At 67.5% G+C, this 24,655-nt stretch carries 22 protein-coding genes; 12 read left to right on the top strand and 10 right to left on the bottom strand.

All coding sequences use genetic code 11. From position 1 onward, the window contains the following. Nucleotides 1–539: 539 nt before the first annotated feature. The gene (locus LGM42_RS19625; protein ID WP_155644473.1) at nt 540–1,010 is read left to right on the top strand and encodes a hypothetical protein; all 471 of its coding nucleotides are present in this window, start codon (nt 540–542) and stop codon (nt 1,008–1,010) included. Between the two features lie 124 nt (nt 1,011–1,134). Then, a complete protein-coding gene (locus LGM42_RS19630; protein ID WP_226232951.1) occupies nt 1,135–1,617 on the top strand; it encodes a hypothetical protein in 483 nt (160 codons plus the stop codon). A 202-nt stretch (nt 1,618–1,819) separates the two neighbouring features. Here the strand turns inward: LGM42_RS19630 and LGM42_RS19635 are convergent, their stop codons facing one another. Beyond that, entirely contained in the window at nt 1,820–2,395 is a 576-nt protein-coding gene (locus LGM42_RS19635) for a DUF308 domain-containing protein (protein ID WP_226232952.1), read from the bottom strand. 287 nt (nt 2,396–2,682) lie between these two features. On the opposite strand from LGM42_RS19635, the gene LGM42_RS19640 reads away from it, so the two are divergent. After that, nucleotides 2,683–4,158: an HD domain-containing phosphohydrolase gene (locus LGM42_RS19640; protein WP_226232953.1), complete on the top strand. Its 1,476-nt coding sequence runs from the start codon at nt 2,683–2,685 to the stop codon at nt 4,156–4,158. Nucleotides 4,159–4,279: 121 nt separating this feature from the next. Here LGM42_RS19640 and LGM42_RS19645 read toward each other — a convergent pair whose 3' ends face one another. From LGM42_RS19645 to LGM42_RS19685, 9 genes are all read right to left on the bottom strand, one after another. Continuing rightward, complete coding sequence (locus LGM42_RS19645; protein WP_060310335.1) at nt 4,280–4,579, bottom strand: hypothetical protein; 300 nt, start codon at nt 4,577–4,579, stop codon at nt 4,280–4,282. 130 nt (nt 4,580–4,709) lie between these two features. Further along, nucleotides 4,710–5,018, bottom strand: a complete 309-nt coding sequence (locus tag LGM42_RS19650) for an EthD family reductase (protein WP_226232954.1) — start codon at nt 5,016–5,018, stop codon at nt 4,710–4,712. Nucleotides 5,019–5,068: 50 nt separating this feature from the next. After that, a complete protein-coding gene (locus LGM42_RS19655; protein ID WP_226232955.1) occupies nt 5,069–6,550 on the bottom strand; it encodes an MFS transporter in 1,482 nt (493 codons plus the stop codon). Between the two features lie 50 nt (nt 6,551–6,600). After that, the gene (locus LGM42_RS19660) at nt 6,601–7,197 is read right to left on the bottom strand and encodes a TetR/AcrR family transcriptional regulator (protein ID WP_226232956.1); all 597 of its coding nucleotides are present in this window, start codon (nt 7,195–7,197) and stop codon (nt 6,601–6,603) included. Nucleotides 7,198–7,328: 131 nt separating this feature from the next. Then, nucleotides 7,329–8,801, bottom strand: a complete 1,473-nt coding sequence (locus LGM42_RS19665) for an NAD-dependent succinate-semialdehyde dehydrogenase (protein ID WP_226232957.1) — start codon at nt 8,799–8,801, stop codon at nt 7,329–7,331. Between the two features lie 107 nt (nt 8,802–8,908). Next, on the bottom strand, nt 8,909–9,400 hold the full coding sequence (locus LGM42_RS19670; RefSeq protein ID WP_006749694.1) for an Lrp/AsnC family transcriptional regulator: 492 nt from the start codon (nt 9,398–9,400) through the stop codon (nt 8,909–8,911). Between the two features lie 84 nt (nt 9,401–9,484). Then, nucleotides 9,485–10,885: an aspartate aminotransferase family protein gene (locus LGM42_RS19675; protein WP_226232958.1), complete on the bottom strand. Its 1,401-nt coding sequence runs from the start codon at nt 10,883–10,885 to the stop codon at nt 9,485–9,487. A 160-nt stretch (nt 10,886–11,045) separates the two neighbouring features. Next, the gene (locus tag LGM42_RS19680; protein ID WP_226232959.1) at nt 11,046–11,972 is read right to left on the bottom strand and encodes a 2-hydroxyacid dehydrogenase; all 927 of its coding nucleotides are present in this window, start codon (nt 11,970–11,972) and stop codon (nt 11,046–11,048) included. 11 nt (nt 11,973–11,983) lie between these two features. Continuing rightward, nucleotides 11,984–12,844, bottom strand: a complete 861-nt coding sequence (locus LGM42_RS19685; protein ID WP_059577911.1) for a GNAT family N-acetyltransferase — start codon at nt 12,842–12,844, stop codon at nt 11,984–11,986. Between the two features lie 466 nt (nt 12,845–13,310). Here LGM42_RS19685 and LGM42_RS19690 point away from each other — a divergent pair, with 466 nt between their 5' ends. From LGM42_RS19690 to LGM42_RS19730, 9 genes are all read left to right on the top strand, one after another. Next, nucleotides 13,311–13,979: a haloacid dehalogenase type II gene (locus LGM42_RS19690; protein ID WP_104013400.1), complete on the top strand. Its 669-nt coding sequence runs from the start codon at nt 13,311–13,313 to the stop codon at nt 13,977–13,979. A gap of 188 nt (nt 13,980–14,167) precedes the next feature. Continuing rightward, entirely contained in the window at nt 14,168–15,706 is a 1,539-nt protein-coding gene (locus LGM42_RS19695) for a methyl-accepting chemotaxis protein (protein ID WP_226232960.1), read from the top strand. A 692-nt stretch (nt 15,707–16,398) separates the two neighbouring features. Beyond that, nucleotides 16,399–17,982, top strand: a complete 1,584-nt coding sequence (locus LGM42_RS19700; protein ID WP_226232961.1) for an ABC transporter substrate-binding protein — start codon at nt 16,399–16,401, stop codon at nt 17,980–17,982. Nucleotides 17,983–18,061: 79 nt separating this feature from the next. Further along, on the top strand, nt 18,062–19,015 hold the full coding sequence (locus tag LGM42_RS19705) for an ABC transporter permease (RefSeq protein ID WP_059577929.1): 954 nt from the start codon (nt 18,062–18,064) through the stop codon (nt 19,013–19,015). 30 nt (nt 19,016–19,045) lie between these two features. After that, complete coding sequence (locus LGM42_RS19710; RefSeq protein ID WP_060310344.1) at nt 19,046–20,002, top strand: ABC transporter permease; 957 nt, start codon at nt 19,046–19,048, stop codon at nt 20,000–20,002. Beyond that, nucleotides 20,002–21,870, top strand: a complete 1,869-nt coding sequence (locus LGM42_RS19715) for an ABC transporter ATP-binding protein (protein ID WP_060310345.1) — start codon at nt 20,002–20,004, stop codon at nt 21,868–21,870. Before LGM42_RS19710 ends, LGM42_RS19715 begins: the two co-directional genes overlap by 1 nt. Nucleotides 21,871–22,009: 139 nt before the next feature. Beyond that, a complete protein-coding gene (locus LGM42_RS19720; RefSeq protein ID WP_226232962.1) occupies nt 22,010–23,344 on the top strand; it encodes an NAD(P)/FAD-dependent oxidoreductase in 1,335 nt (444 codons plus the stop codon). A gap of 23 nt (nt 23,345–23,367) precedes the next feature. Continuing rightward, nucleotides 23,368–23,799 (top strand): helix-turn-helix domain-containing protein, encoded by a 432-nt coding sequence (locus LGM42_RS19725; RefSeq protein ID WP_226232963.1) that lies wholly within the window; start codon nt 23,368–23,370, stop codon nt 23,797–23,799. A 120-nt stretch (nt 23,800–23,919) separates the two neighbouring features. After that, nucleotides 23,920–24,654, top strand: coding sequence for a cupin domain-containing protein (locus LGM42_RS19730; protein WP_226232964.1), 735 nt, complete (start codon nt 23,920–23,922; stop codon nt 24,652–24,654). Nucleotide 24,655: the final 1 nt, after the last annotated feature.

A 24,655-nucleotide genomic window follows, 5' to 3' on the forward strand; every position in this document is an offset into this window, starting at 1 on the left:
TCAACAGGCTGCGTGATCTGGGGCTGCAATTGCCCGGCGAACCGTTCTTCGCGCCGGATCATCGTGCGTATCCTTCGGGTTATCTCATTATGAAACCCACTAGTGTCCAGGGGAACTCGCTTGCCAGTCTTAGTAACGCTTATAAAAATGGACATATGCTCAATGATACCGACGCTCCCGTTCCAACGGTCTGGTATGCGTCTGATCGTTGGCACGTATCAGTTTGGGATTGGACGCCTGGCCCAGGACCAGGCGACTTCGTCAGGCAGTTCGCAGACGAAGATGCCGCAATTGACTTCATCGTGCGATATTTCTTTGGCAAGACGCCAGAATTCTCCGCGCGACTCGCTCACGACAATCAGCGAACAGCGATATAGAGCGGAATTCAACGTGGGTTTTGCCCGACAGCTGTGGTCGCGATGACGATGCACTGGCGGCTCGGGGGCGCTGTTCGGCCATTACGGACCGTTCGACTTCGTAGCCGAAATCGCCGACAATTGTTGCCTAGCAACCTCGTATGGTGCAAATTCCACGCCTCCATGTATTCCATCGCGCTCGGACTACTCACGCTAGATTTCGGTGCTGCGCTGATCAGCGCACCGAGTAACGGCGACTACGATTGGATGAACGAGGATTGGAGCCATATACGGCAGGAAATTGCAGTCATCCAAGGTGAGACTTCGGCCAAAGTCATTGGGGTGACGGGGCGGTTTGCCGAGAAAGGCCCTCACGTAGTAGAGATCCTCTTGCCGCATATCTTCGTCGAAAACGAAGTCGTTGAACACCTTCTAGCCAAAACCGACTCTTCCGGTCTTGGCAAGACAAAACTACGAGAAGCTGTGCGCACTACATGCTTCTCATGGGGAAAACTGGTCTCGCTAAACTGGAGTAAGTTGGGTTACGCACCGGGTGGTACGGAATATTGCATTCTCCCAATAGACGGTCCCGCGATCTCGATGGGCTTCCTTCGGCTTGATTGGGCCGGTCTTCGAATTCGCCCTTCGTCGTAAAGTACGATTGGCAGAGTGGCTATCAGCATGGGCCATGTTGCTCGTAGTTATATGGCCGCTCCGGTAAAGTCGAGCGTCCCTTGTGGGGTGACTACAGCCGATCCCGTCGGCCAAGCCTTACGTCATGAATGCAAATCTAGGTATTGTTCTTCATAAAAGCGAGCGGGAATCGACGCTGCGACGGTTGCCTCCTGAGACAAGAACCTGGGGCGATGAGGTCGTGGAGGTTGACGCACCTGATCGCTATGCATTTCCTGGCCTCGACGGTGTCGAATTCCAGATTTATCCGGTCACCGGCTTCATTCGGAGCCAGTTGCCTGCAAATGAAAGGTCTGCAAGGCTGGAGTACGCGTGGATGACCGGTACGGCCTTGAGCAGTTACGTATTTTGGAGCAAAGCACACCACGACGAAGCGGCATTTGTCCCGCTCGAACTCGGCTTGATCACGTTGCTACGTCAACTCCGTTTTTGGGCCGTATTGTTTGCCCCCGAAGGGGAAAGGGTCGGCGAGGTTGCCGCCTTTAGCGCTGAAGATACGGTGCGCCTTCTTAGGCGTAGTGTGCAGAGCATGGCTGAATGTCCGGGGTTTCTGGCACTTAGCGAATAGCTGCCAGGCGTTGCCGAATGGACGCCAGCAGCGGGTCATGTCGTTCAGACCCGCTCGCGTCGCGCCACAACTGCCGTTCTCTGCCGCTTGTTTTCACCACTGCGGCCATCTGGCCGACCTCATGCTTTGCACAACGCGTGGCCTTGACCGCAGGCACAGCGATGCCGACCTGTGGAACGACATCTTCATTCCGACCGCCGGCTCACGACACACTGCGCCGCATCCCCCGCACCTGCAACCAAATCGCGGATATCAGAAAATAAAGCGCACCGACTCCCGCGTATCCCGCGATCTTCACGATCGCGGGCGGCATCGGCGCGTGGCTTTGGATAATGAAGAACACCCCGGCCAGCGCCGATTGCGCACCGCTGAGGATCATCACCCACTGTGCGCCGGCATGCTTCCAGCGCCGCACGGCGGTGCCGAGTTGCAGCGCGCCGGAGAGAATTGCCCACAGGCCGAACACCTCGAGCACCGCGGGCAGGCCCGCATTCAACGCGGGAAATACCGCCAGTGTCGTGACGGCGCTGATCGCGACGTTCACCGCCTGCGTGCGGTTTGCCGCCATCCCGCCGCTGCGAGAAAGGTCGACGAAATTGGCGAGCGCATCCCAGGCCGGATAAACGATCAGCAGGACCGCCGCGCCGGCCGCGCTTTGCCGGCCGACGGAAAACGCCAGCGCGACCCAGATCAGCGAGAACACCGCCCTGGAAAAGTAGTACCGTTTCAGCCATTGTTCGTCGGCAGGGGGATGAAATTCGGGGTAGCGGTCAGCCATTTGCACTCCTTCGTACATTGAATCGTCGTTCCGGCCGGCATGCAGGGTTTCCACCACGCAGATGCGGCGCCGACCGGATCTCCAGTGCGCCGAGTATCGCAATCGCCAGGGCCAGCCGCCATCGGTCAGATGTCCGATAGTAAAGTCCGCTGCCGGTTGTTTGCACCGATACGGCGAACATCGCGCCGGGCTCGCCGCGGCGAGCCGCCGACGTGCGAGCGCATGCACGCCGCCACACCGTCGCGTATGATCGTTTTCCCGCCCTCGCGAATGTCTCCACCTGCCCAATGTCCGACGCCGAAGCCCATCACGCCCCGCTGCGCATAGTCGACGCCGTACGCGCGCTGGCCTTCATCGGCGATCTCAGCATGGGCCAACCGACCGACCATTCGCCGCGCACCAGTTGGCTGGCGGCACAGCTCGCGCACGCGGCGCGATTCGACGCATCGGTGTGCGACACGGCTCGCGAGGTGGCGCTGTTGCGCTGGTCGGGCTGCACGGCGAACGCGGCGGGCTTCGCGCAGGTATTCGGCGACGACGTCGCGATCCGCGCGACGATGCTCGAGAGCCGGCCCGGCATGGCCGAAGCGATCGGCGCCGCGGGTGTCGCGCTGATCCCGCTCGCGCAGATTCATTGCGAAGTCTCGGGCGAGGTCGCGCGAATACTCGGTCTGTCCAGCGCGACGGAAACCGCGCTGCGCCACATTTTCGAAACCTGGGACGGCAACGGGCTACCCGCGCGGCTCGTGCGCGAACAGGTGCCGCCCGCCGTGTCGATCGTCGCGCTGGCGGGCGACCTCGACGTGTTCAGCCGCACGTACGGCATCGAACGGGCCCTCGAATTGATCGGCCAACGCGCGGGATCACGCTATCCGTCCGTGCTCGTCGAGACGGCTGCGCGCGACGCATCGCGCTGGCTGGCGGCGCTCGAGCACATGGCGCCTGCCGACCTGGACGCCGCATTGGCCACGCCGCACATGCAGGGCGCGACGTCCGCCGAATTGATCGCGGACGTCATCGATCTGAAACTGCCGTGGATGACGGGTTTTTCGCGTTCGGTCGCCGCGACGGCGGCCGCCTGTTACGGCCGTCTCTCGCCGGACGAGGCCGCGCGCGAACGCGTGTACCGCGCCGGGCTGATTCATGGCATCGGCAGGGCCGCGGTGCCGAACGACGTGTGGAATCTGCCGGCGCGGCTGCCCGCGAGCGCCTGGGAAAAGGTGCGACTCGTGCCGTACTGGACCGAGCGCGCCGGCAGGCAGACCGGCGCGCTCGGCGAAGCCGCGGTGCTTGCGTCGTATGCCTACGAGCGGCAGGACGGTTCGGGCTATTTTCGCGGCGCGCGCGAAGCGGCGCTGACGCTGGAAGCGCGCGTGCTGGCGGCGTCGCTCGCGTGGGTCGCGTTGCGCTCGGCGCGTCCGTGGCGCGCGGCGCTGAGCGATGCGGCCGCCGCCGGCCAGTTGCAGGAAGAAGCGGCGTGCGGCCGGCTATGCGGCGAAGTGGTGGCCGCGCTCGTGACGGGCGGCGCGCCCACGCTCCGGCGTGCCGCCACGCGCCCGTCGTCCGCCGGCCCGCGCCTGTCCGCGCGGGAAATCGACGTCCTGCGGGCGATCTCCCGCGGCGCGAGCAACAAGCAGGTCGCGCAGGCGCTCGCGATGAGTCCGAGCACGGTGCGCACCCATGTCGAGAAGGCGTTTCGCAAGCTCGAATGTTCGACACGCGCCGCGGCGACCCTCAAGGCATCGACGCTGGGGCTGCTCTGACGCGATCCGCGATGCGGACGCTTGAGTGTGTTTGCGCGGACAGACGGCCCGGCCGGTGTGGCCTTTGAAGCCCGCTCGTCCGATGGTTTATCCCGCGTGTCGAAAATGGCGGTTGCGCCGTTCAAGTCAGCCAGTCGTTCGCCCGTTTCCGCCGAGTCGTGGCCGTTGCGTCGGTGTCGGCCCAACCGTATCCCAACGCCGCGATCGCGAAGTAGACGGCACCGACGGCTTCGCACGAAAGCAGCGCCCCGGCCAGCGCGGTCCGCGCCCCGCATGAGATCGTTCGCGACGGCGCGCCCGCGTGCTTTCCGCGACGCACCGCGATGCCGATCCGAAACAGGCCCGACAGAACGGCGAGCACGCCGAACGCACGGGGCAGGCCGCTCGCCAATTCGACGATGAAGATCTGACGTACCGACATTGCAGTCATCCTCCCGGTCCGGGCATTCGCGTGACGGTGGCCTATCCTGCCACCCGGTCGTTCGCGGCGCTATCGGACAAGTGACCGATAGCGCCGACCGGAACCGATGCACGGAAGCGCGCGATCGCCGTTACGGCACCCGCGAGAACACGTCCGCGATGTGCCGATCGGGCTCGATGTCGGTGAACGCATCGATGTCGGCCATGACGTCTGCCGTCCGCGCGGATGCGAACGCGGCGTCCAGCGCGGCTCGATCCGTGAAGCGGCACATCGCCACGGCGATCATTTCGCTATCCTCACGTTCCGGAAAGAAAGCGTCGACGTATTCGAGCCCGTACGGTTTCCAGGATTTTTCCACGAGCGGAATGTGTTGCTCGACGTAGTAACGGGCATCGAACCGCGTGCCCGCGGCTCGGCGATAGGACACGACGAAATACATGCGGAACCTCCAGGTCGGACTGCCACAGCGATGAGTGTCGATACGGGCGACTACGGCCGTTCGCGTTCGGCGCTGAATGCCGGCCGGGCAGCAGCCCGCATCGACGTGTGCGCGGCGGGCGCGCGTGCGAGCGAGATGCCAAGCGCGGCGCCGACGGCAAGGAAAAACGAGATCGACAGGAGTGCGACGATGAACGCGTGCGCGATGGACGCCGGATCCTGGTGCGTGCCGAGCGTCGCATAAAAAATGCCGCCGATGATCGCCACGCTGAGCGACGTGCTGACCTGCAGCGTCGAACTGGCGATGCCGGCGATCATGCCGGACAGCGCCGGTGCGACGCGCCCGGTTACCATGCGCATCAGCGTCGGCAGCGCGAGGCCCTGTCCGAAACCGATGATGAAGAGAGCGGCGGCGAGCGGTGCGGCAGCGAGCGGCATCCCGACCGGCGTGGCATCGATCAACCCTGCGAGGCCGACGAGCCCGACGATCTCGAGGCTGATGCCGAACGGATTGACGTAAGCGCCGAAGACACGTGCACTGAAAGGCGTCGACAACGGGCCGAGCAGGAACCCCACGCCGAACGGCAAGAACACGAGGCCCGCGCTCAGCGCGTCGACGTGCAACGCATTCTGCAGGTACACCGAGAACAGCAGGAAGAACGCGCCGATCGAATACAGCACCAGCGCGATCAGCAACGCGCGGCCCAACCCCGGTGCGCGCAGCGCGGCCGGGTCGAGCAGCGGTGCGCCGCCGCGGCTGCCCAGCCGGCGCTCGTAGCGCCAGAAGCACCACGCGAGGGCAGGCACCGCGAGCAGCGACGCCCATGCCCATACGGGCCAGCCTGCTTCGCGCCCCTCGATCAGCGGCACGATCAGCGCGCCCAGCGTCAGCATCGACAGCGCGGTGCCGCCGAGGTCGAGTTTGCGCGCGTGCTGCGCACGCGTTTCCTTCAACAGCGGAATCCCGAACAGGACGACCAGAATCGCGAGCGGCAGGTTCACGAGGAAGATCGTGCGCCAACCCAGATTCAGCAGATTCAGCGAGATCAGAATCCCTCCGAGCGCCTGCCCGACCACGGCGGCGAGGCCGAATACCGCGCCGTACAAGCTGAGCGCGAGCGGCTTTTCCGTTTCGGGGAAGATCGCCTGGATCGAGGCGAGCGCCTGCGGCGCCATGATCGCGGCCGTCACGCCTTGCAATGCGCGACCGACGATGAGCGTCCACGGCGAACTCGCGAGACCGCACAGCGTCGAGGCGATCGCAAAGCCGACCAACCCGAGGAAAAACACGCGGCCGCGGCCGAACAGGTCGCCCAATCGCCCGCCGGTGATCAGCGTCACCGCGTACAGGCCCGCATACGATGAAATGACGAGTTGCTCGGCCGACGACGAGGCGCCCAGTTCCGCGCGGATCGACGGCAGCGCGACGTTGACGATGAAGAAATCCAGCGGCGGCAGGAACGCGCCGACGAGCAGAACCGAAAACATGGCCCAGCGACGCGGGTCGGGTGATACGGGGTCATTCCGTGACATGGACGGCTCTCCATACGGAACCATTCGGTTCCAAATTGGGTAAAAAAATATCAGTCGAGGATGCGCATCGTGCGGTCGACCAACGCGAGCATGTCTTGCTCGGACATACCGGTTTTCCCCAGCACGCGCATGCCCTCGATCTGGCAGACGAGCAAACGTGCCAGCACCTGTTCGTCCTGCTCGGGGATCTCGCCGCTCGCCTGGCCGCGGACGATCGCGCCCGCATAGAGTTGCTGCAGGCGCCGGAACAGGCGCCCCGTGCGTTCCGCGACATCGGCGTCGCGCGCGGCCAGTTCGGTGGTCATCGCGACGGCGAGACATCCTCGCCGGCCCGCCTCGCCGACGGAGAGCCGCGCATAGCGCAGCAGCGAATCGCGAATCGCATTCTTCACGGGCCCCGGTTGCGACAGGATGTCCGCGGTCGCCTTGAGCCCGTCGGCCATATACAGATCGAGCGCCGCCAGCAGCAGCGCCTTCTTGTCGCCGAACGCCTTGTACAGGCTGCCGCGCGACAGGCCGGTGCCGGCGATCAGGTCGGGCAGGGACGCGCCTTCGTAGCCGCGATCCCAGAAAACGTCCATCGCGTCGCGCGCGGCATCGCCAAGTTCGAATTCGCGGGGACGGCCCACGCCAGCGGGATTTGCCATTGATCGGTTTCGCAAACGATGCGGTGCCTGAAGTTGGATTCATTATATGGACCGATCGGTTCCGATGTCAACGTGTGTAGTCGGCCGGGCGCTGCGATGGCCGTCCTCGCGGACGGCCCGGATTCATCCGATCATTCGAGCCCGCCCTGGCACAGATACTTGATCGACAGATAATCGTCGAGCCCATAGCGCGAGCCTTCGCGACCATAGCCCGATTCCTTCACGCCGCCGAACGGCGCGGCCTCGCTCGCGAGCGCGCCTTCGTTGATGCCGACGATGCCCGTTTCGAGCCGTGCCGACACGCGCGCGATGCGCCGCACGTCCTGCGTGTAGAAATACGCGGCGAGCCCGAACGGCGTGTCGTTCGCGGCATCGATCGCTTCGTCCTCGGTATCGAAGCGGAACAGCGCGGCGATCGGGCCGAAGGTTTCCTCGCAGGTGAGCTGCATGTCGGCGGTGGCGTCGGCGAGCACCGTCGGCGCATAGAAGTTCGCGCCGAGCTCGGTCAGGCGCTTGCCGCCCGTCAGCACGCGCGCGCCGCGTTCGACGGCATCGCCGACGTGGCGCGCGATCTTGTCGACCGCGCGCGCGTTGATCATCGGGCCGATCTGCGCGGCCGGATCGGTCGCCGGCGCGACCTTCAGCGCGGCCACGCGCGCGGCGAGCTTCCGCGCGAACGCATCGTAGACGCCGGCCTGCACGTACACGCGGTTCGGCGATACACACGTCTGCCCGCCGTTGCGGAACTTGGCGGCCATCAGCCCGTCGACCGCCGCATCGAGCTCGGCGTCGTCGAACACGATGAACGGCGCATTGCCGCCGAGCTCCAGCGACAGCTTCTTCAACGTCGCCGCCGATTCGCGCGCGAGCAACTTGCCGACGGGCGTCGAGCCGGTGAACGTGATCTTGCGCACGCGGCCGTCGGCGAGCCAGTCGGCCGCCGCGTCGATGCCGCGTTCGCGCGACGCGGTGATCAGGTTCAGCACGCCGGCCGGCACGCCGGCTTCCTGCGCGAGAAACGCGAGCGCGAGCGCGGTCAGCGGCGTGTCCTCCGCCGGCTTCGCGACCACCGTGCAGCCGGCCGCGAGCGCGGGTGCGATCTTGCGCGCGATCATCGCGAGCGGGAAATTCCACGGCGTGATCGCGGCGACGATGCCGATCGGCTCCTTCACCGCGCTCAGCCGCTTGCCGCGCTGCTGCTGCGGGATCAGGTCGCCATACGTGCGGGTCGCTTCCTCGGCGAACCACAGCACGTACGACGCGCCGTACGCGACTTCGCCGCGCGCTTCGGCAAGCGGCTTGCCCTGTTCGCGCGACATCAGCTTCGCGAGATCGTCGGTGTGCGCGACGATCGCCGCATGCCAGGCGCGCAGGATCGCGGCGCGTTCGCGCGCGGGCGTCGTGCGCCATGCGGGCAGCGCGCGTGCCGCTGCATCTGTCGCCGCGCGTGCGTCGGCGGCGCCGCTGTCGGGTGCGTGGGCAACGGTCTCGAGCGTCGCCGGATCGGTGACGTCGAAGCGGCGGCCGTCGTGCGCGTCGCGCCACGTGCCGTCGATCAGGTTGGCGGAGCGCAGGAGTTCGGTACGGGTCAGCGTAAGCGGCATGGCAGGTCCTTGGATGAAGCGGTTCGGTGACGAAGGCGGCACGGCGGGGCGCGACGCCCCCTGCGCGAACAGCGGGCCGTCGCGTTCCGGGGTGACGCGGCCGTGCGTCAGTGACGTTCGCCGAACAGCGATTCGAGCGGATAGTGCCGTTTGACGAACGGCGATTTGATGATCACGTAACTGAAATACTTCTCGATGCCGATGTTCTGCTCGAGCAGGCCTTCGACGATCGTCTGGTAATGGCTCACGCTGCGCGTGATGAACTTCAGCAGGTAGTCGTAGCCGCCGCTCGCGAGGTGGCATTCGACGATCTCGTCGACGTTGCGGATCGCCGCGACGAACCGGTCGAAGTCCTCGCGGCGGTGGTCGGCCAGCGTGACTTCGGTAAACACGACCTGCACGTCGCCGAGTTTCTCGAGCTGGATGTGCGCGCCGTAGCCGCCGATGTAGCCGGCCTTCTCGAGCCGCTTCACGCGGATCAGGCATGGACTGGGCGACAGCCCGACTGCATCGGCCAGTTCGACGTTGGTCATGCGGCCGCGCTTCTGCAACTGGGAGAGGATGCGCAGGTCGATGCGATCCAGCTTGCTGTCCGTCATGTTCACGTGAGTCGGAAAAATGGAATGTCCGGTTACTTTAGAGTCGAACGATGGCCGCCACAAGCCCGGCTTTCCCTTGGCCCGTCAGGCCGGCTGCGCATGCGCGGCGTCGAGCGCGCGCTGCACGCCGGCGTCGGCCAGCACGTCGTCGAGCGTCTTGCGCACGCGTTCGAACAGCAGGTCGAATTCGCCCGCGGTGAAGCTCAGCGCCGGCGCGAAGCCGAGCACGCCGTCGCCGAACGCGCGGAACACCACGCCGTTCGCGTACGCGGCGGCCGCGATCTTGTCGGGCACGTTCAGCGCCGGGTCGAAGCGCGTCTTGCGCGCCTTGTCGGTCACCAGTTCGAGCGCGCCGAGCAGGCCGAGCGAGCGTGCGTCGCCCACGAGCGGATGCGCGCGCAGCGCATCGAGCCCGGCCGCGAAGCGCGGCGCCATCGCCTGGCCGTTCGCGAGCAGTCCGCCTTCGTGATAGAGCTTCAGCACCTCGAGGCCGATGGCCGCGCTCACCGGATGCGCGGAATACGTGTGGCCGTGCCCGACCACCGGCGAATCGGCGCGATCGCCCGCGATCCCTTCGTAGATTTCGTCGGACATCAGCACCGCGCCCATCGGCGCATAGCCGGCGGTCAGTCCCTTCGCGACGGTCATCAGGTCCGGATCGACCTGTTCGGCCTCGCATGCGAACAGCGGGCCCGTGCGGCCGAAGCCGGTGATCACCTCGTCGGCGACGAACAGGATGCCGAGGCGCCGGCACGCGTCGCGCATCGCTTTCAGCCAGCCGACTGGCGGCACGATCACGCCGCCCGAGCCTTGCACCGGCTCGCAGAAGAACGCGGCGACGTTGTCCGCGCCGAGTTCGGCGACCTTCGCCTCGAGCGCGGCGACCGACGCGGCGATCAGCGCCTGCGGATCGTCGCCGAGCGGATGGCGGTACGGGTAGGGCGACGGAATATGGTGCTGGTCCGCGCGCGGCAGGTCGAAATGACGGTGGAACGCGGGCAGCGCGGTGAGCCCGGCGCCGATCGACGACGAGCCGTGATAGCCGCGTTCCAGCGCGATCATCTGCTTCTTCGACGGGCGGCCGGTCGCGTTGAAATAGTGCGTGATGAAACGGATCGCGGAATCGACCGCGTCCGAGCCGCCGAGCGTGAAGTACACGCGGTTCAGCGACGGCGGCGCCAGCGCGGCGAGCCGCTTGGCGAGCTCGATCGCCGGCTGCGAGCCGAAATGGAAATAACCGGTCGCGTAGGGCAGCTTCGCCAGCTGGTCGGCGGCGGCTTTCACGATGCTGTCGCGGCCGTAGCCGACATTCACGCACCACAGGCCCGAGAACGCGTCGAGCAGCGTATGGCCCGCGGCGTCGCGCAGGAACACGCCGTCCGCGGATTCCAGCACGGTGACGCCGCGCGCCTCGTGCGCACGGTAATTGACGACGGGGTGGATCAGGTGTTGACGATCGGCTTCGATCAGCGCGGCTTGGTTCATGGGAAGGCGGGACTCTCGTCAGGTGTCAGCGGTGAGTTCATGCTAACGGGCGAGAATTCCGCATGCGTCTTCAATTTGCGGCCCGAAACGTACGCGCGCGGCGTTTGCACGGGGCGCTTCGGCATTTTCTGCTGCGCGCCCGGCGGGCCGGGCGCGCACGTCAGTAGCCGCGCGCGCGATCGACGACGCCGATCATCGGCTGGCCCGCGCGATGACGCGCGAGGTTCGCGAGCACCGCGTCGACCGCGGTGTCCGGCCGCGTCGCGCTGGCGATGTGCGGCGTGATGCGAATGCGCGGATGGGTCCAGAACGGATGGCCGGCCGGCAGCGGTTCGGGATCCGTCACGTCGAGGATCGCGCTGTCGAGGCGGCCGCTCGCGAGCGCCGCGAGCAGCGCGTTCGCATCGAGCTGCGGGCCGCGCCCGACCTGCACGAGCGACGCGCCGGCCGGCAGCGCATCGAATACGCGCGCGCCGAGCAGCCCGCGCGTGCTGTCGGTTAGCGGCAGCAGGCAGATCAGGATGTCGGTGCGGGCGAGGAACGCGTCGAGCGCCGCATCGCCCGCGTAGCAGTCGACGCCGTCGAGCGTGCGCGGCGTGCGGCTCCAGCCGGCGCACGGGAAACCGAAGCGCCGCAGCGTGTCGAGCACGGCCTGGCCGAGCGTGCCGAGCCCGAGCACGCCGACGCGCCGCGACGCGGCCGCGCGCACGGGATGCTCGCGCCACACCTGGTCGCGCTGCTGCGCCGCATAGTCGAACAGGTCGCGATGGATCGTCAGCACGGCCTGCGTCACGTATTCGACCATCCCTTCGACGATGCCCGGCTCGATCATCCGTACGACGGGGATGTGCGAAGGCACGCGCGACAGGTCGAACTGGTCGATGCCGGCGCCGACCGAGAACACGACTTCGAGGTTCGGCAGCAACGCGACGGGATCGTCCGGCGGCTGCCATGCGGCGAGATAGCGGACGGCTTCGGCGTCGCCGAGGTCCGGCCAGATCCGGAACGGCAGATCGGGCGCCTGTTGCGCGAAGCGCGCCGCCCACTGCGCGCCGCGCACCGGGTCGGCCTTGTAGAGAAAGCTCATCGTGCGTCCTGTCAACCGAGCGCCTGGTTCACGATCGCGTACGTGCGCAGCGCCGGGTCACGCGCGGGCGTTGCGCCGCGCGCCATCGCGACGACGGTGTCGACACGCGGCAGCCCGAGCCCCTGCAGCCAGTCGGACAGCCCGCTGTCGCCCGGCACGTCGAGCCGCACGAACATGCCCTCGTTCAGCGCGAGCCAGTGGCTGATCAGCGCTTGCGCGCGCAGTGCATCGGGTGCGACCACCGGGCCGATCACGTGGCCGCGGCCGAACCGGCGGAACAGCGCGAAGCCGAGCAGCTCGCCGTCGCGGTCGAGCGCGATCCCGTTCGCGGCGTCGAGCAGCGCATCGATCACCGCGCCGCGTTCGTAGCCGGCGGCGCGCGACGCGAGCGCGGCGAGGCGCGGCCCGTCGTTGGTGCCGAGCGGGCGCAGGCGCTCGCCGGGCGGCAGCGAGATCAGCGGAGGCTGGAACGCGGCGCCCTGGTGCTGATCGATCGTATCGATCACGTCGAATCCGAATTTCGCGTACAGCGGCTCGCCCGCCGGCGTCGCATGCAGAAAGATGGTTCGCGTGCCGAGGCTGTCGACCACGCGGGTCATCAACTCGCGCCCGATGCCGCGGCCCTGGCGCTCGGGGGACACGATGACCATGCCGAGCGACGCGTGCGATTCGCCGAAGCGCCAGCCGAGCGCGGTGCCGACGACGCCGGTTTCGTCTTCGGCGACGAAGCCGCCGCCGAGCTGGAACACGAAGCGCCAGTCGTCGAGCCGGTGCGGCCACTTGACGGCCTCCGACAGACGATGCGCGGCGGGCAGGTCCGTTTCGGCGAACGGGCGATAGGTAAGCGTGCGGGAAGGATTGAGGTCGGACACGCCGGACTCCGGATGGGTGGAAATGACTCGTTCACTCTGCCAGCGCGGTGGCGGCGCGGATAGGACGATTCGCCTGTTTTCCGGCGCCGGCGGGCGCTGGCGCACGATCGACGCAAACCCGCGCGATCGGCGCGCACGAACGCGCGGATCGTGCCGGCGCGGCCGGTCGATCCGACCATTCGTGCTGTGGGAATGCCGCTACGATGAATACACGGCGGCAGTGCCGCCTGCCGAAGGGCCTCACCGGCAGGCGAGCCGGCCGCGGTGGCGCGGCGCCCATCGGCCGGCTCCGCGGCGCCCGCCGGATCGCACCGCAGATCGTGCTGCATGTGCCGCGCAACACGCGGCGATTCTGCGTTTTGAGCGGCGCCGAACGACGCGCGAACGACTTTTTGCCCTGATTCAATTTCGTACAACCCAGCCCGCCCCCGGCCCTGCCGGGGCTTCACACCGACAGGACGTCACCATGATCCAGTTTGAACCGAAGTACATCACCTTCGACTGCTACGGCACGCTGACCCATTTCCGGATGGCCGAGACGGCGCGCGAAATCTATGCGGACCGGCTGACGCCGGCCGCGATGGAGGCATTCGTGCGCGCGTTCGCCGCCTATCGGCTCGACGAGGTGCTCGGCGCGTGGAAGCCGTACCGCGACGTCGTCGTCAACGCGGTCCGCCGCACCTGCGCGCGGATCGGCGTGACGTTCGACGAAGCCGAGGCCGAGCGCTTCTATCTGGCGGTGCCGACGTGGGGCCCGCACCCGGACGTGCCGGCCGGGCTGTCGCGGCTGGCGTCGAAGTACAAGCTCGTGATCCTGTCGAACGCGATGGACGAGCAGATCATGAGCAACGTCGACAAGCTCGGCGCACCGTTCCATGCCGTGTTCACCGCGCAGCAGGCGCAATCGTACAAGCCGCGGATGCAGGGCTTCGAATACATGTTCGACAAGCTCGGCTGCAAGCCGGAGGACGTGCTGCACGTGTCGTCGAGCCTGCGCTACGACCTGATGACGGCCGAGGATCTCGGGATCAAACACAAGGCGTTCGTGAACCGCGGCCACGAGCCGGGCACGCCGTTCTACAACTATTACGAAGTGTCGGACATCGGCCATCTCGCGACGCAGCTCGGGCTGTAAGCCGCCGGCGCCGGCAGATCCATCGAACGCGCGACGGCACGCGGCCGCGATGCCGCCGAGGCCCGTCGCGTCTCGTCGCGCGTTCGTTCAGCGCACGAAGCGAGGGTAATTACCGATATTGAATCGTTCAAGGCCGGCCCGCCCGGGCCGATATATGTACCGAACGGTTAATATTGCGAGGCCCCCGCATGAAGTTGTCCACGAAACTGCTGATGCTCGTCGTCGCGGCGCTGCTCGGCGTCGTTCTGCTCGCCGCGTTGTCGCTGCATACGCTGCGCGACGCGCTGATCGACAGCCGCCGCGAAGAGGTCGTCATTCTGCTGATCAAGGCCGAGCATCTGGTCGATTCGTATCGCGCGATGCAGACGAACGGCACGCTCACGCAGGAGCAGGCGCAGCAGCAGGCCAAGGCCGCATTGTCGGCGCTCAACGCGAATTCGAAGAGCTACTTCTGGGTCACGACGTCCGACGGCGTCAACCTTGTGCACCCGAACGCGAAATTCATCGGCACGCGCGCGAAAGGCAACCGCACGACCAGCGGCCTGACCGACAGCGAGGCGTACCGCGCAGGGATGGCGCAGGCGCATTTCGCGCTCGTCGACGTGCTGGTCAAGCGCAGCCCCGACGCGGACCTGGAGCCGAAGCTGCAGGGCGTGGTCGCGATTCCCGACTGGAACTGGTGGATCGGCACGGGATTTTTCTACGACGACATCAATGCGGCGTTTACCCGGCTCGCGACGGTGCTGGGCGCCGTCGCGCTCGTCATCGCCGCGGCGCTCGCGGCCATCGCATGGGGCGTGCTGCGCAGCGTCAGGCGTACGCTCGGCGGGGAGCCCGCGCATGCGACGCAGATCGCCGCCCGCATCGCCGCCGGCGAACTGGATGTGCAGTTCGATACGGCGCACGCCGCGCCCGGCAGCCTGCTCGTCGCGCTGGGCGACATGAAGGCGCGGCTGACCGACACCATCGCCGAAATCCAGACCACGACCCACTCGATCGCCACCGGCACCGGCGAGATCGCGCAAGGCAACCTGGATCTGTCGCAGCGCACGGAGCAGCAGGCCGCGTCGCTGCAGGAAACGGCCGCGAGCATGGAGCAGATCACGTCCACGGTCAAACAGAATGCCGACAACGCACGCCAGGCGAATGCGCTCGTGGCCCAGGCGAAGGATGCGACCGAACTCGGCGGCGCCGCCGTGCAGGCGGTCGTCGAAACGATGCGGCAGATATCGGACGGATCGGTGCGGATCGCCGACATTACCGTCGTCATCGAAAGCATCGCGTTCCAGACCAACATTCTCGCGCTCAACGCCGCGGTGGAAGCCGCGCGGGCCGGCGAGGAGGGGCGCGGGTTCGCCGTCGTCGCATCGGAAGTCCGCTCGCTCGCGCAACGCAGCGCCGCGGCCGCGAAGGACATCAAGGGATTGATCGACGCGTCGGTCGAGCGGGCCGGCAGCGGCAGCCGGCTCGTCGAGACGGCCGGTGAGCGCATGACGGAGATCGTCCGCTCGATCGACCGGGTGGCCGACATCATGGGCGAGATTTCGGCGGCATCGGCCGAGCAAAGCACCGGCATCGAACAGATCGGGCGGGCGGTCGCGCAAATGGACGAAGTCACGCAGCAGAACGCCGCGCTCGTCGAGCAGGCGGCGGCCGCCGCCTCGTCGCTGGACGAGCAGGCGGCGCGCCTGCGGGCCGCCGTATCGGTATTCCGGCTCGCTGCGTGACGGCTTCGCGCCGTCCGGCCGCGGCCGGCGCATCCTCCTGCATGCTGGGCGCCGCGCCGGCGCCCGCCCGACGTGCGGGCCGACTTGCCGGTGACGCACGCGTCGCCGCACGAGGGCGCGGCGCCTGACGGCTGCACGGGCCCGGTTGCCGGGCAGTCCCGTCATCTTCCCGTCTTCCCTCAAAGCCGTTCCGATCGAGCGGCATTCTTCTGAACTTTCCTGCGCGACGCACCGTCGCGATCCCCACCGCCGACGCGCGTGCATGCGGCGATCTGCCGCAATGCACCGCGCGTTTCAGCCGTCGTCGGCCTGCGCGCACGCATACGACACAAACGTGCGGTTTGCGTGAGCCAAACGCGCGCCGGATGCCGAACGGGCAATTTTGTCGGCGCAATCTGCGGCGGCCGCGGCCTTACGATTTCCTGCATCGACACGGGTTCGGCAACCGCCGCGACACGCCGCCGGGCCAACGGCGACACGTGCGCGCACGCAGCAATTCATGCTGCGCGGGTGGCCCAAAACGGTCGATTCGTATCGTGCGGGCGCCCCGAATCGCGACAAACCGCATTTTGGCGATGCTTAAATGAATTGCATGTGTACGACGTCGCGCCCGCCACCAGCAAGCGGGCACGCCGGATTGAACAACCACGCTGGACCCTTGAACCCACTTCCCACAGTCAGGAGCAGTTCGGATGAGCGACGATATCGACAATGACGGCAAGGGCGGCTTCACGCGCCGCGACATGATGAAGGTCATGGCGGCGAGCGGCATGATGGCCGCCGGCGCCGGCGGACTGCTGATGACTCCCGGCGCTGCATTCGCCGCGCCCGCGCCGAAGCGTGGCGGCAAGATCCGGGTCGCGAACGAAGCCGGCTCGACGGCCGATACGCTCGACCCGGCCAAGGGCTCGACGGGCGCGGACTACACGCGCTTCTTCATGTTCTACAGCGGCCTCACGCAGCTCGATGCGAGCCTGACGCCGCAGATGAACCTCGCCGAATCGCTGCAGACGACCGACGCGAAGACCTGGATCATCAAGCTGCGCAAGGGCGTCACGTTCCACGACGGCAAGCCGGTCGGCCCGGCGGACGTGGTGTTTTCGCTGATGCGCCACAAGAACCCGGCCACCGCGTCGAAGGTCAAGACGCTTGCCGAACAGTTCGCGGACGCGAAGGCGACCGGCCCCGACGAAGTCACGTTGACGCTCGCCAGCGCGAACGCCGATCTGCCGGTGATCCTCGCGACGCCGCAGCTCGTGATCGTCAAGGACGGCACGACCGACTTCTCGACCGGCATCGGCTGCGGCCCGTACAAGCTGAAGTCGTTCAAGCCGGGTGTATCGACCGTCGGCGTGCGCAACGACAGCTACTTCAAGCCGGGCAAGCCGTATCTCGACGAGATCGAGCTGATCGGCATCAGCGACAGCGCCGCGCGCCTGAACGCGCTGCTGTCGGGCGACGTGCACCTGATCAACGCGATCGATCCGCGCTCGACGCAGCGGGTCGCGTCGACGCCGGGCTACGCGCTGAAGGAAACCAAGTCGGGCCTCTACACCGACCTGATCATGCGCAGCGACAACCCGATCGTCGCGAACCCCGATTTCGTCGAAGGGATGAAGTACCTGTTCGATCGCGAGCAGATCCGCTCGGCGGTGTTTCGCGGCTACTCGGTGATCGGCAACGATCAGCCGATTCCGCCGGGGCACCGCTACTTCAACGCGTCGCTGCCGCAGCGGCCGCACGATCCGGACAAGGCGAAATTCCTGCTCCGGAAGGCGGGCGCGCTCGGCGCGACGCTGCCGCCGATCTATGCGACGTCCGACGCGAACGGGTCGATCGAAATGGCCGTGCTGCTGCAGCAGGTCGGCCAGAAGATCGGGCTGAACCTGCAGGTCAACCGTGCGTCGCCCGACGGCTACTGGTCGAACCACTGGATGAAGCACCCGCTCACGTTCGGCAACATCAACCCGCGCTCGAGCGCCGACGTGCTGTTCACGCAGTTCTTCAAGTCGGATGCGCCGTGGAACGAGTCGGGCTGGAAGAACGCGAAGTTCGACCAGCTGCTGCTCGCCGCGCGCTCGGAAACCGACGACGCGAAGCGCAAGCAGATGTACGGCGACATGCAGGTGATCGTGTCGCAGCAGGGCCGGGTCGGCATTCCGGCGTTCATCAGCTTCCTCGACGGCTACGACAAGCGGCTCGCGGGCCTCGGCTCGATCCCTACCGGGCCGATGATGGGCTTCACGTTCGCCGAGAACGTGTGGTGGAACGCATGACGTTGTGGCTGGCCGCCGTCGCGCGGCCGGTGCGGACCACCGCGCCGGCCACGCGCGGTTTTTTCGGGAGTGCTGCACCATGAACCGAATCCTCATCGGGCTGATCGGCCGGCGCATCGCGGTCACCGCGCTGACGCTGCTGATCGTGTCCGCGATCATCTTCACGATCACGAACCTGCTGCCGGGCGACGCCGCGCAGGCCGCGCTCGGCCAGTCGGCGACGCCGGAGACGGTCGCCGCGCTGCGCCAGCAGTTCGGTCTCGACATGCCGGCGCACGTACGTTACGCGCACTGGCTCGCGGGGCTCGCGCACGGCGATTTCGGCCGGTCGCTGTCCGGCGACATGCCGGTGTCGGAGCTGATCGGCGGGCGCCTGCCGAAGTCGCTCACGCTGGCGGCGATCACGACCGCCGTGTCGGTGCCGATCGCGCTGCTGCTCGGCATCCTCGCGGCCGTCAAGCGCGAATCGGTGGTCGACCGAGTGATCAGCCTCGGCACGCTGTCGCTCGTCGCGACGCCGGAATTCCTGATCGCGACGGTCGCCGTGCTCGTGTTCGCGGTGAAGCTGCACTGGCTGTCCGCGCTGTCGTACAGCGGCCCGATCGAAAGCCTGCACGATTTCCTGCGTGCGTATGCGATGCCGGTGCTCACGCTGTGCGCGGTCGTGATCGCACAGATGGCGCGGATGACGCGCGCCGCGGTGATCGAGCAACTGAGCGCGTCGTATGTCGAGATGGCCGTGTTGAAAGGCGCGAGTCCCGCGCGCGTCGTGCTGCGCCATGCGCTGCCGAACGCGATCGGCCCGATCGCCAATGCGATCGCGCTGAGCCTGTCGTATCTGCTCGGCGGCGTGATCGTCGTCGAGACGATCTTCAACTATCCGGGGCTCGCGAGCCTGATGGTCGACGCCGTCAGCAACCGCGATTTCCCGTTGGTCCAGGCGTGCACGCTGATTTTCTGCGTCGCTTACCTGACGCTCGTGCTGTTCGCCGACCTGTGCTCGATCGTGTCGAACCCGCGACTGCGCACCTGAGTGTTTCGTCTTCCTTCCGAGATGCCGCCCATGCAACCGATCGAACCCGTTCAACGCAGCAGCGCGCTGCCGCCATCCGGCGATCCGCCCGTGGGGCGGGGCGGCCTGCCGCCTGCCGCGCCTGCCCCCGACCAGCCGCGCAAGCGCCGCGCCGCGCACATCGCCTTGACGACCGGCGGCCGCGTCGGCCTGTCGATGGCCGGCCTGATGCTGTTCGTCGCGCTGTTCGCGCCGCTGATTGCGCCGCATGACGTCGGCGCGATCGTCACGCCCGACGTGTTCGCGCCGTTCAGCGCGAAGCTGCCGTTCGGCTCCGACTTCCTCGGCCGCGACATGCTGAGCCGGATCCTGTACGGCACGCGGCTGACCGTGCTGCTCGCGCTGGCCGCGGTGCTGCTCGCCGCGGTGACCGGCACGACGCTCGGGCTGCTCGCGACCGTGTCGGGCCGCGCGGTCGACGAGACGATGAGCCGGCTGCTCGACGCGCTCACGTCGATTCCGTCGAAGATGTTCGCGCTGATGTTCGTCGCCGCGTTCGGCTCGTCGCTGCCGCTGCTGATCCTTACCGCCGCGGTCAGCTACATGCCGGGCTCGTACCGGATCGCGCGCGCGCTGGCCGTCAACATCAGCACGCTCGAATTCGTGCAGGTGGCCAGGGCGCGCGGCGAAAGCGCGCTGTACATCGCGTGCGTGGAAATGCTGCCGAACATGATCCACCCGATGCTCGCGGACACCGGCCTGCGCTTCACGTTCGTCGTGCTGCTGCTGAGCGGCCTGAGCTTTCTCGGGCTCGGCGTGCAGCCGCCGTATGCGGACCTCGGCTCGCTCGTGCGCGAGAACATCGCGAGCCTCGGCGACGGCTCGGCCGTCGCGATCATGCCCGCGGTCGCGATCGCGATCCTGACGGTGGGCGTCAACCTGATGATCGACGGCCTGCCGCATCGCGGCCGCCGCAAGGGCGCGGCCGGCGCCGCCGGAGGACACTGATGCGACACGAATCGAACCCGCTCGTCGAGGTGCGCGGGCTGCGCGTGGTCGGCGGCCGGCCGGGTGGCGAGGAAACGACGATCGTCCACGGCGTCGACTTCGACATCGGGCGCGGCGAGGTGCTCGCGCTGATCGGCGAATCGGGCTCCGGCAAGACGACGATCGCGCTGTCGCTGATGGGCCACGCGCGCGCCGGATGCCGGATCGCCGGCGGCTCGGTCAAGCTCGACGGCACCGACGTGTGCACGCTTTCCGGACCGGCGCTGACCGCGCTGCGCGGCCGCAAGGTCGCGTATATCGCGCAGAGCGCGGCCGCCGCGTTCAACCCGTCGCGCACGATTCTCGATCAGGTGATCGAGAGCGCGCTGATCCACGGGACGATGACGAAGCGCGACGCGCAGGCGAAGGCGATCGAGCTGTTTCGCGCGCTCGCGCTGCCGGAGCCGGAGACGATCGGCAAGCGCTATCCGCACCAGGTATCGGGCGGACAGTTGCAGCGGCTGATGGCCGCGATGGCGCTGATCACGGATCCGGAGCTGGTGATCCTCGACGAGCCGACCACCGCGCTCGACGTGACCACGCAGATCGACGTGCTGCAGGCGTTCAAGAACGTGATCCGGCGCTACGGGATGAGTGCGGTGTACGTGTCGCACGACCTGGCCGTGGTCGCGCAGATGGCCGACCGGATCGTCGTGCTGAGCGATGGCGTGATCCGCGAGGCGGGCGCGACCGAACAGATCCTGCATGCGCCGGCGCACCCGTACACGCAGAGCCTGATCGCGGCGGTCACGCCGAACGATGCCGGACGCGACGCGCAGGCGCAAGCGCCGGCCGCGCCGGCGCCGCTGCTCGACGTGCGCGGCGCGATCGCCGGCTACGGCGGCCGCGCCGCGAACGGCTGGCCCGCGAAGGTGATCCTGCATGAAGTCGACCTGCGCATCGGGCGCGGGCAGACGGTCGGCGTGATCGGCGAATCGGGCTCCGGCAAGACGACGCTCGCGAAGGTGATCGCGGGCCTCGTGCCGGCGACCGGCGGCGCGATCCTGCTCGACGGCGAGCCGCTCGCCCGCGATATCGGCAAACGGACGAAGGAGCAGCATCGCCGCGTGCAGATCGTGTTCCAGAACGCCGATACCGCGCTCAATCCGGTGCATACCGTCGAGCGCACGCTCGCGCGGCCGCTCGCGTTCTATCACGGGATCAAGGGCGCGCGCGCACGCCAGCGCGTCGCGGAGTTGCTCGAACTCGTGCGGCTGCCGCCTGCGGTCGCGTCGCGGCGTACCGGCGAGCTGTCGGGTGGCCAGAAGCAGCGCGTGAACCTCGCGCGCGCGCTCGCGGCCGAGCCCGACCTGATCCTGTGCGACGAGGTCACGTCCGCGCTCGACACCGTCGTCGGCGCCGCGATCATCGATCTGTTGCGCGACCTGCAGGCGAAGCTCGGCGTGTCGTACGTGTTCATCACGCACGACATCGCGAAGGTGCGCGCGATCAGCGACGACATCGTCGTGCTGTATGCGGGCCACCGCGTGGAGACGGGCAGCCGCGACGCGCTGTGCGCGCCGCCTTATCACCCGTATTCGCACTTGCTGGTGTCGTCCGCGCCGGAGCTGCGCGCGGGCTGGCTCGACGATGCGGCCGAGCGTTGCCACCGGCCGCTGGTGCCGATCGGCGAGCGCGAGAACGAGGCCGAGCTGTGTCCGTTCCTGTCGCGCTGCGCGATGCGCGTGGACGGCGTGTGCAACCGGACGGCGCCGTCGCTGCGCACGCTCGGCAACGGCGCGCAGGTGCTGTGCCATCGCAGCGAGGAAGATCTCGCGCGCTTCCAGGCAGAGCCGATTCCCGCGGGTGTCACGCCGGTGCAGTTGTAGTGCGTGGCGCGCGAACCGTTCATCGCGCGGTGCGGTGAACGGCCCGCCGCATAGTCTGCCGCGGCGGTCGTGCAAAACGGCAATTTGTACGCGTGCCGCGCGCGAATACGCGGCAACTGCGGTTTTTGACGGTGATTAAATGATTCTCATTGAACGGTCGCCGATCGTTGTCGCCGGAATGCTCGTGAAGGATCCGATGAAACTGGAATCGTACTGGCTGGATACCCGCCCCGCGTTTCGCGACGCAAGCGTTGGCCCTGTCGAGGGGCGGGCCGACGTCGTCGTGATCGGCGGCGGTTTCACCGGCTTGTCGGCAGCGCTCGCGCTCGCGCAGCGCGGCGTCTCGGTGGTCGTGCTCGAAGCCGCGCAGGTCGCCGGCGAAGCGTCCGGCCGCAATGGCGGCCAGTGCAATACGGGCGTCGCGCAGGATTACGCGTCGCTGGCCGCGCGCATCGGCGCCGCGCAGGCAAAGCAGTTTTATCTCGCGTACGAAAGCGCGGTGAAGAGCGTCGAGACGATCGTGACCGAACAGGCGATCGACTGCGATTTCCGGCGCGCCGGCAAGCTGAAGCTCGCCGCGAAACCGCAGCATTTCGCGGGGCTCGCGAAGACGTTCGATGCGTTGCGGCGCGATGTCGATCCGGACATCGAACTGATCGAGCCGTCGCGGATCCGTGATGAAATCGCGTCCGAAGGTTTCTACGGCGGGCTCCTGCAGCGCAACGGCGCGCAAATGCATATGGGCAAGTTCGGCGTCGGCCTCGCACAGGCGGCCGTGCGGGCGGGCGCACGCGTGTACGAGCATGCGGCCGTCACGCAGATCGAGCGGCTCGACGGCGAGCGCCACCGGATAACCTGCGCCCGCGGCACGATCGTCGCCGACCGTGTGCTGGTCGCGACCGGCGCATCGCAGCACGGGCCGTTTGCGTGGTTCCGGCGGCGCATCGCGCCGGTCGGCAGCTTCATCGTCGTGACCGAACCGCTGCCCGACGCGCAGTTGAACCGGCTGTTTCCGCACCGTCGCGCGTACGTGACGTCGCGCCAGATCGGCAACTACTTCCGTGTGACGCCCGACAACCGGCTGCTGTTCGGCGGCCGCGCGCGTTTCGCGATGTCGAGCCCGCGCTCCGATGCGAAGAGCGGCGACATCCTGCGTGCCGGCATGGCCGGCTATTTCCCCGAGCTGGCCGGCGTGCGGCTCGACTACTGCTGGGGCGGGCTCGTCGACATCACCGCCGACCGGCTGCCGCGCGCGGGCCAGCATGACGGGCTTTATTACTCGATGGGCTACAGCGGCCACGGCGTGCAGATGTCGGTGCACATGGGCCGCGTGATGGCCGACGTGCTGTATGGCGCGGCCGCGTCGAATCCGTGGCGCGAACTCGACTGGCCGGCGATACCCGGCCATTTCGGGCACGCGTGGTTCCTGCCGCTCGTCGGCGCGTATTACCGGATGCAGGATTTCCTGCATTGAGGCGAGCGCCGGGAGAATTCGATATGACAGTGCAATTCATTGGCTCGCCTCGTGTCGCCCGGCCGGTCTCGCCGGCGATCGACGACGTGCTGCGCACGATCGACGCGTCGTTCGCGCAGCCGCTGAACCTGGACACGCTCGCGGCCGTGGCCGGGTTGAGCGTATCGCGTTTCACCGCGCGCTTTCGCAGCGAAACCGGGCTGTCGCCGCACCGGTATCTGTGTCTCGTGCGGGTACGCCGAGCGCAGGACCTGTTGCGCGCCGGTCTCGCGCCGTCGGTCGTCGCGACCGACGTCGGCTTCTTCGACCAGAGCCATCTGTGCCGGCATTTCCGGCGCGTGCTCGGGATCACGCCGCGCGATTACGTGGTCGCCCGAATGGGCGGCGCGCCGGTGCGAACGCCATCGGCGCGCCTGCGCAGCGAACGCCGCGATGCGTCGTGTCACGCGGCGTAAGCCCAGGCATGGACGACATGCCTGGCTGAGGATTTTCCGGCAGAAGAGCCGGCGAACGACGATTTCCGATATCGCGTGACGGCGTTGAACCAGACCGCCACGCATTGCACAGGAGCAGAAATGACCGCAGCTTTCGTGTTGCACCGTGCCGACGGCGCACCTTCTTCCACCGCGTTTCGCCGGCAGCCGTTCGGCGCGAACGATCCGTTCGCGTCGCATCGCGAGATCGCGTGGGAAGGCCCCGACGCGATGGCCGCGGGACGCATCGGCTTCGTCGGCGAGCTGGACGTGTCGAGCTTTCCGCACATCGAAACCCTCGTCGTCGTCCAGGGCGAGCTGACGCTCGAAGCGGCCGGGGCGGCTCCGCTGGTGCTCGGCCCGGGGCAAGGCGCCGTCATCGGCGGCGGCACGGCGCTGCGCATCGCCGCGCAATCGCCGGTGCTGCTGACGTTCTGCGCGGCAGCGTGCGAGACACCGACGAAACGCGGCCTCTTCGAGTTGCGCGCCGACGCGGACTTCAAGCCGTCCGCCACGCTGCCGGCCGAGGTGCTGCTGAGCCCCGCGCCGCAATGCCGCAGCGACAACGTGTTCACCGACGACGGCGCCGAATACTGCGCGGGCACGTGGGATTCGACGCCCTATCACCGGATCGTGCGGCCGCATCGCGCGAACGAGTTCATGTTCCTGCTGGACGGCGGCGTACGGTTCGCGGCGCCCGACGGCAGCGTGCTGTCGCTCGGCGCCGGCGATGCGCTGTTCGTGCCGCGCGGCGCGTCGATCGGGTGGGAAAGCAGCGAACGCGTGGCGAAGTTCTACGTGATGCAGAACGTCAAACCCTCCACCGAACGAGACTGAG

The sequence above is a fragment of the Burkholderia sp. AU39826 genome, from assembly GCF_020419965.1.
In the GTDB taxonomy this organism is placed as follows: Bacteria; Pseudomonadota; Gammaproteobacteria; order Burkholderiales; family Burkholderiaceae; genus Burkholderia; species Burkholderia semiarida.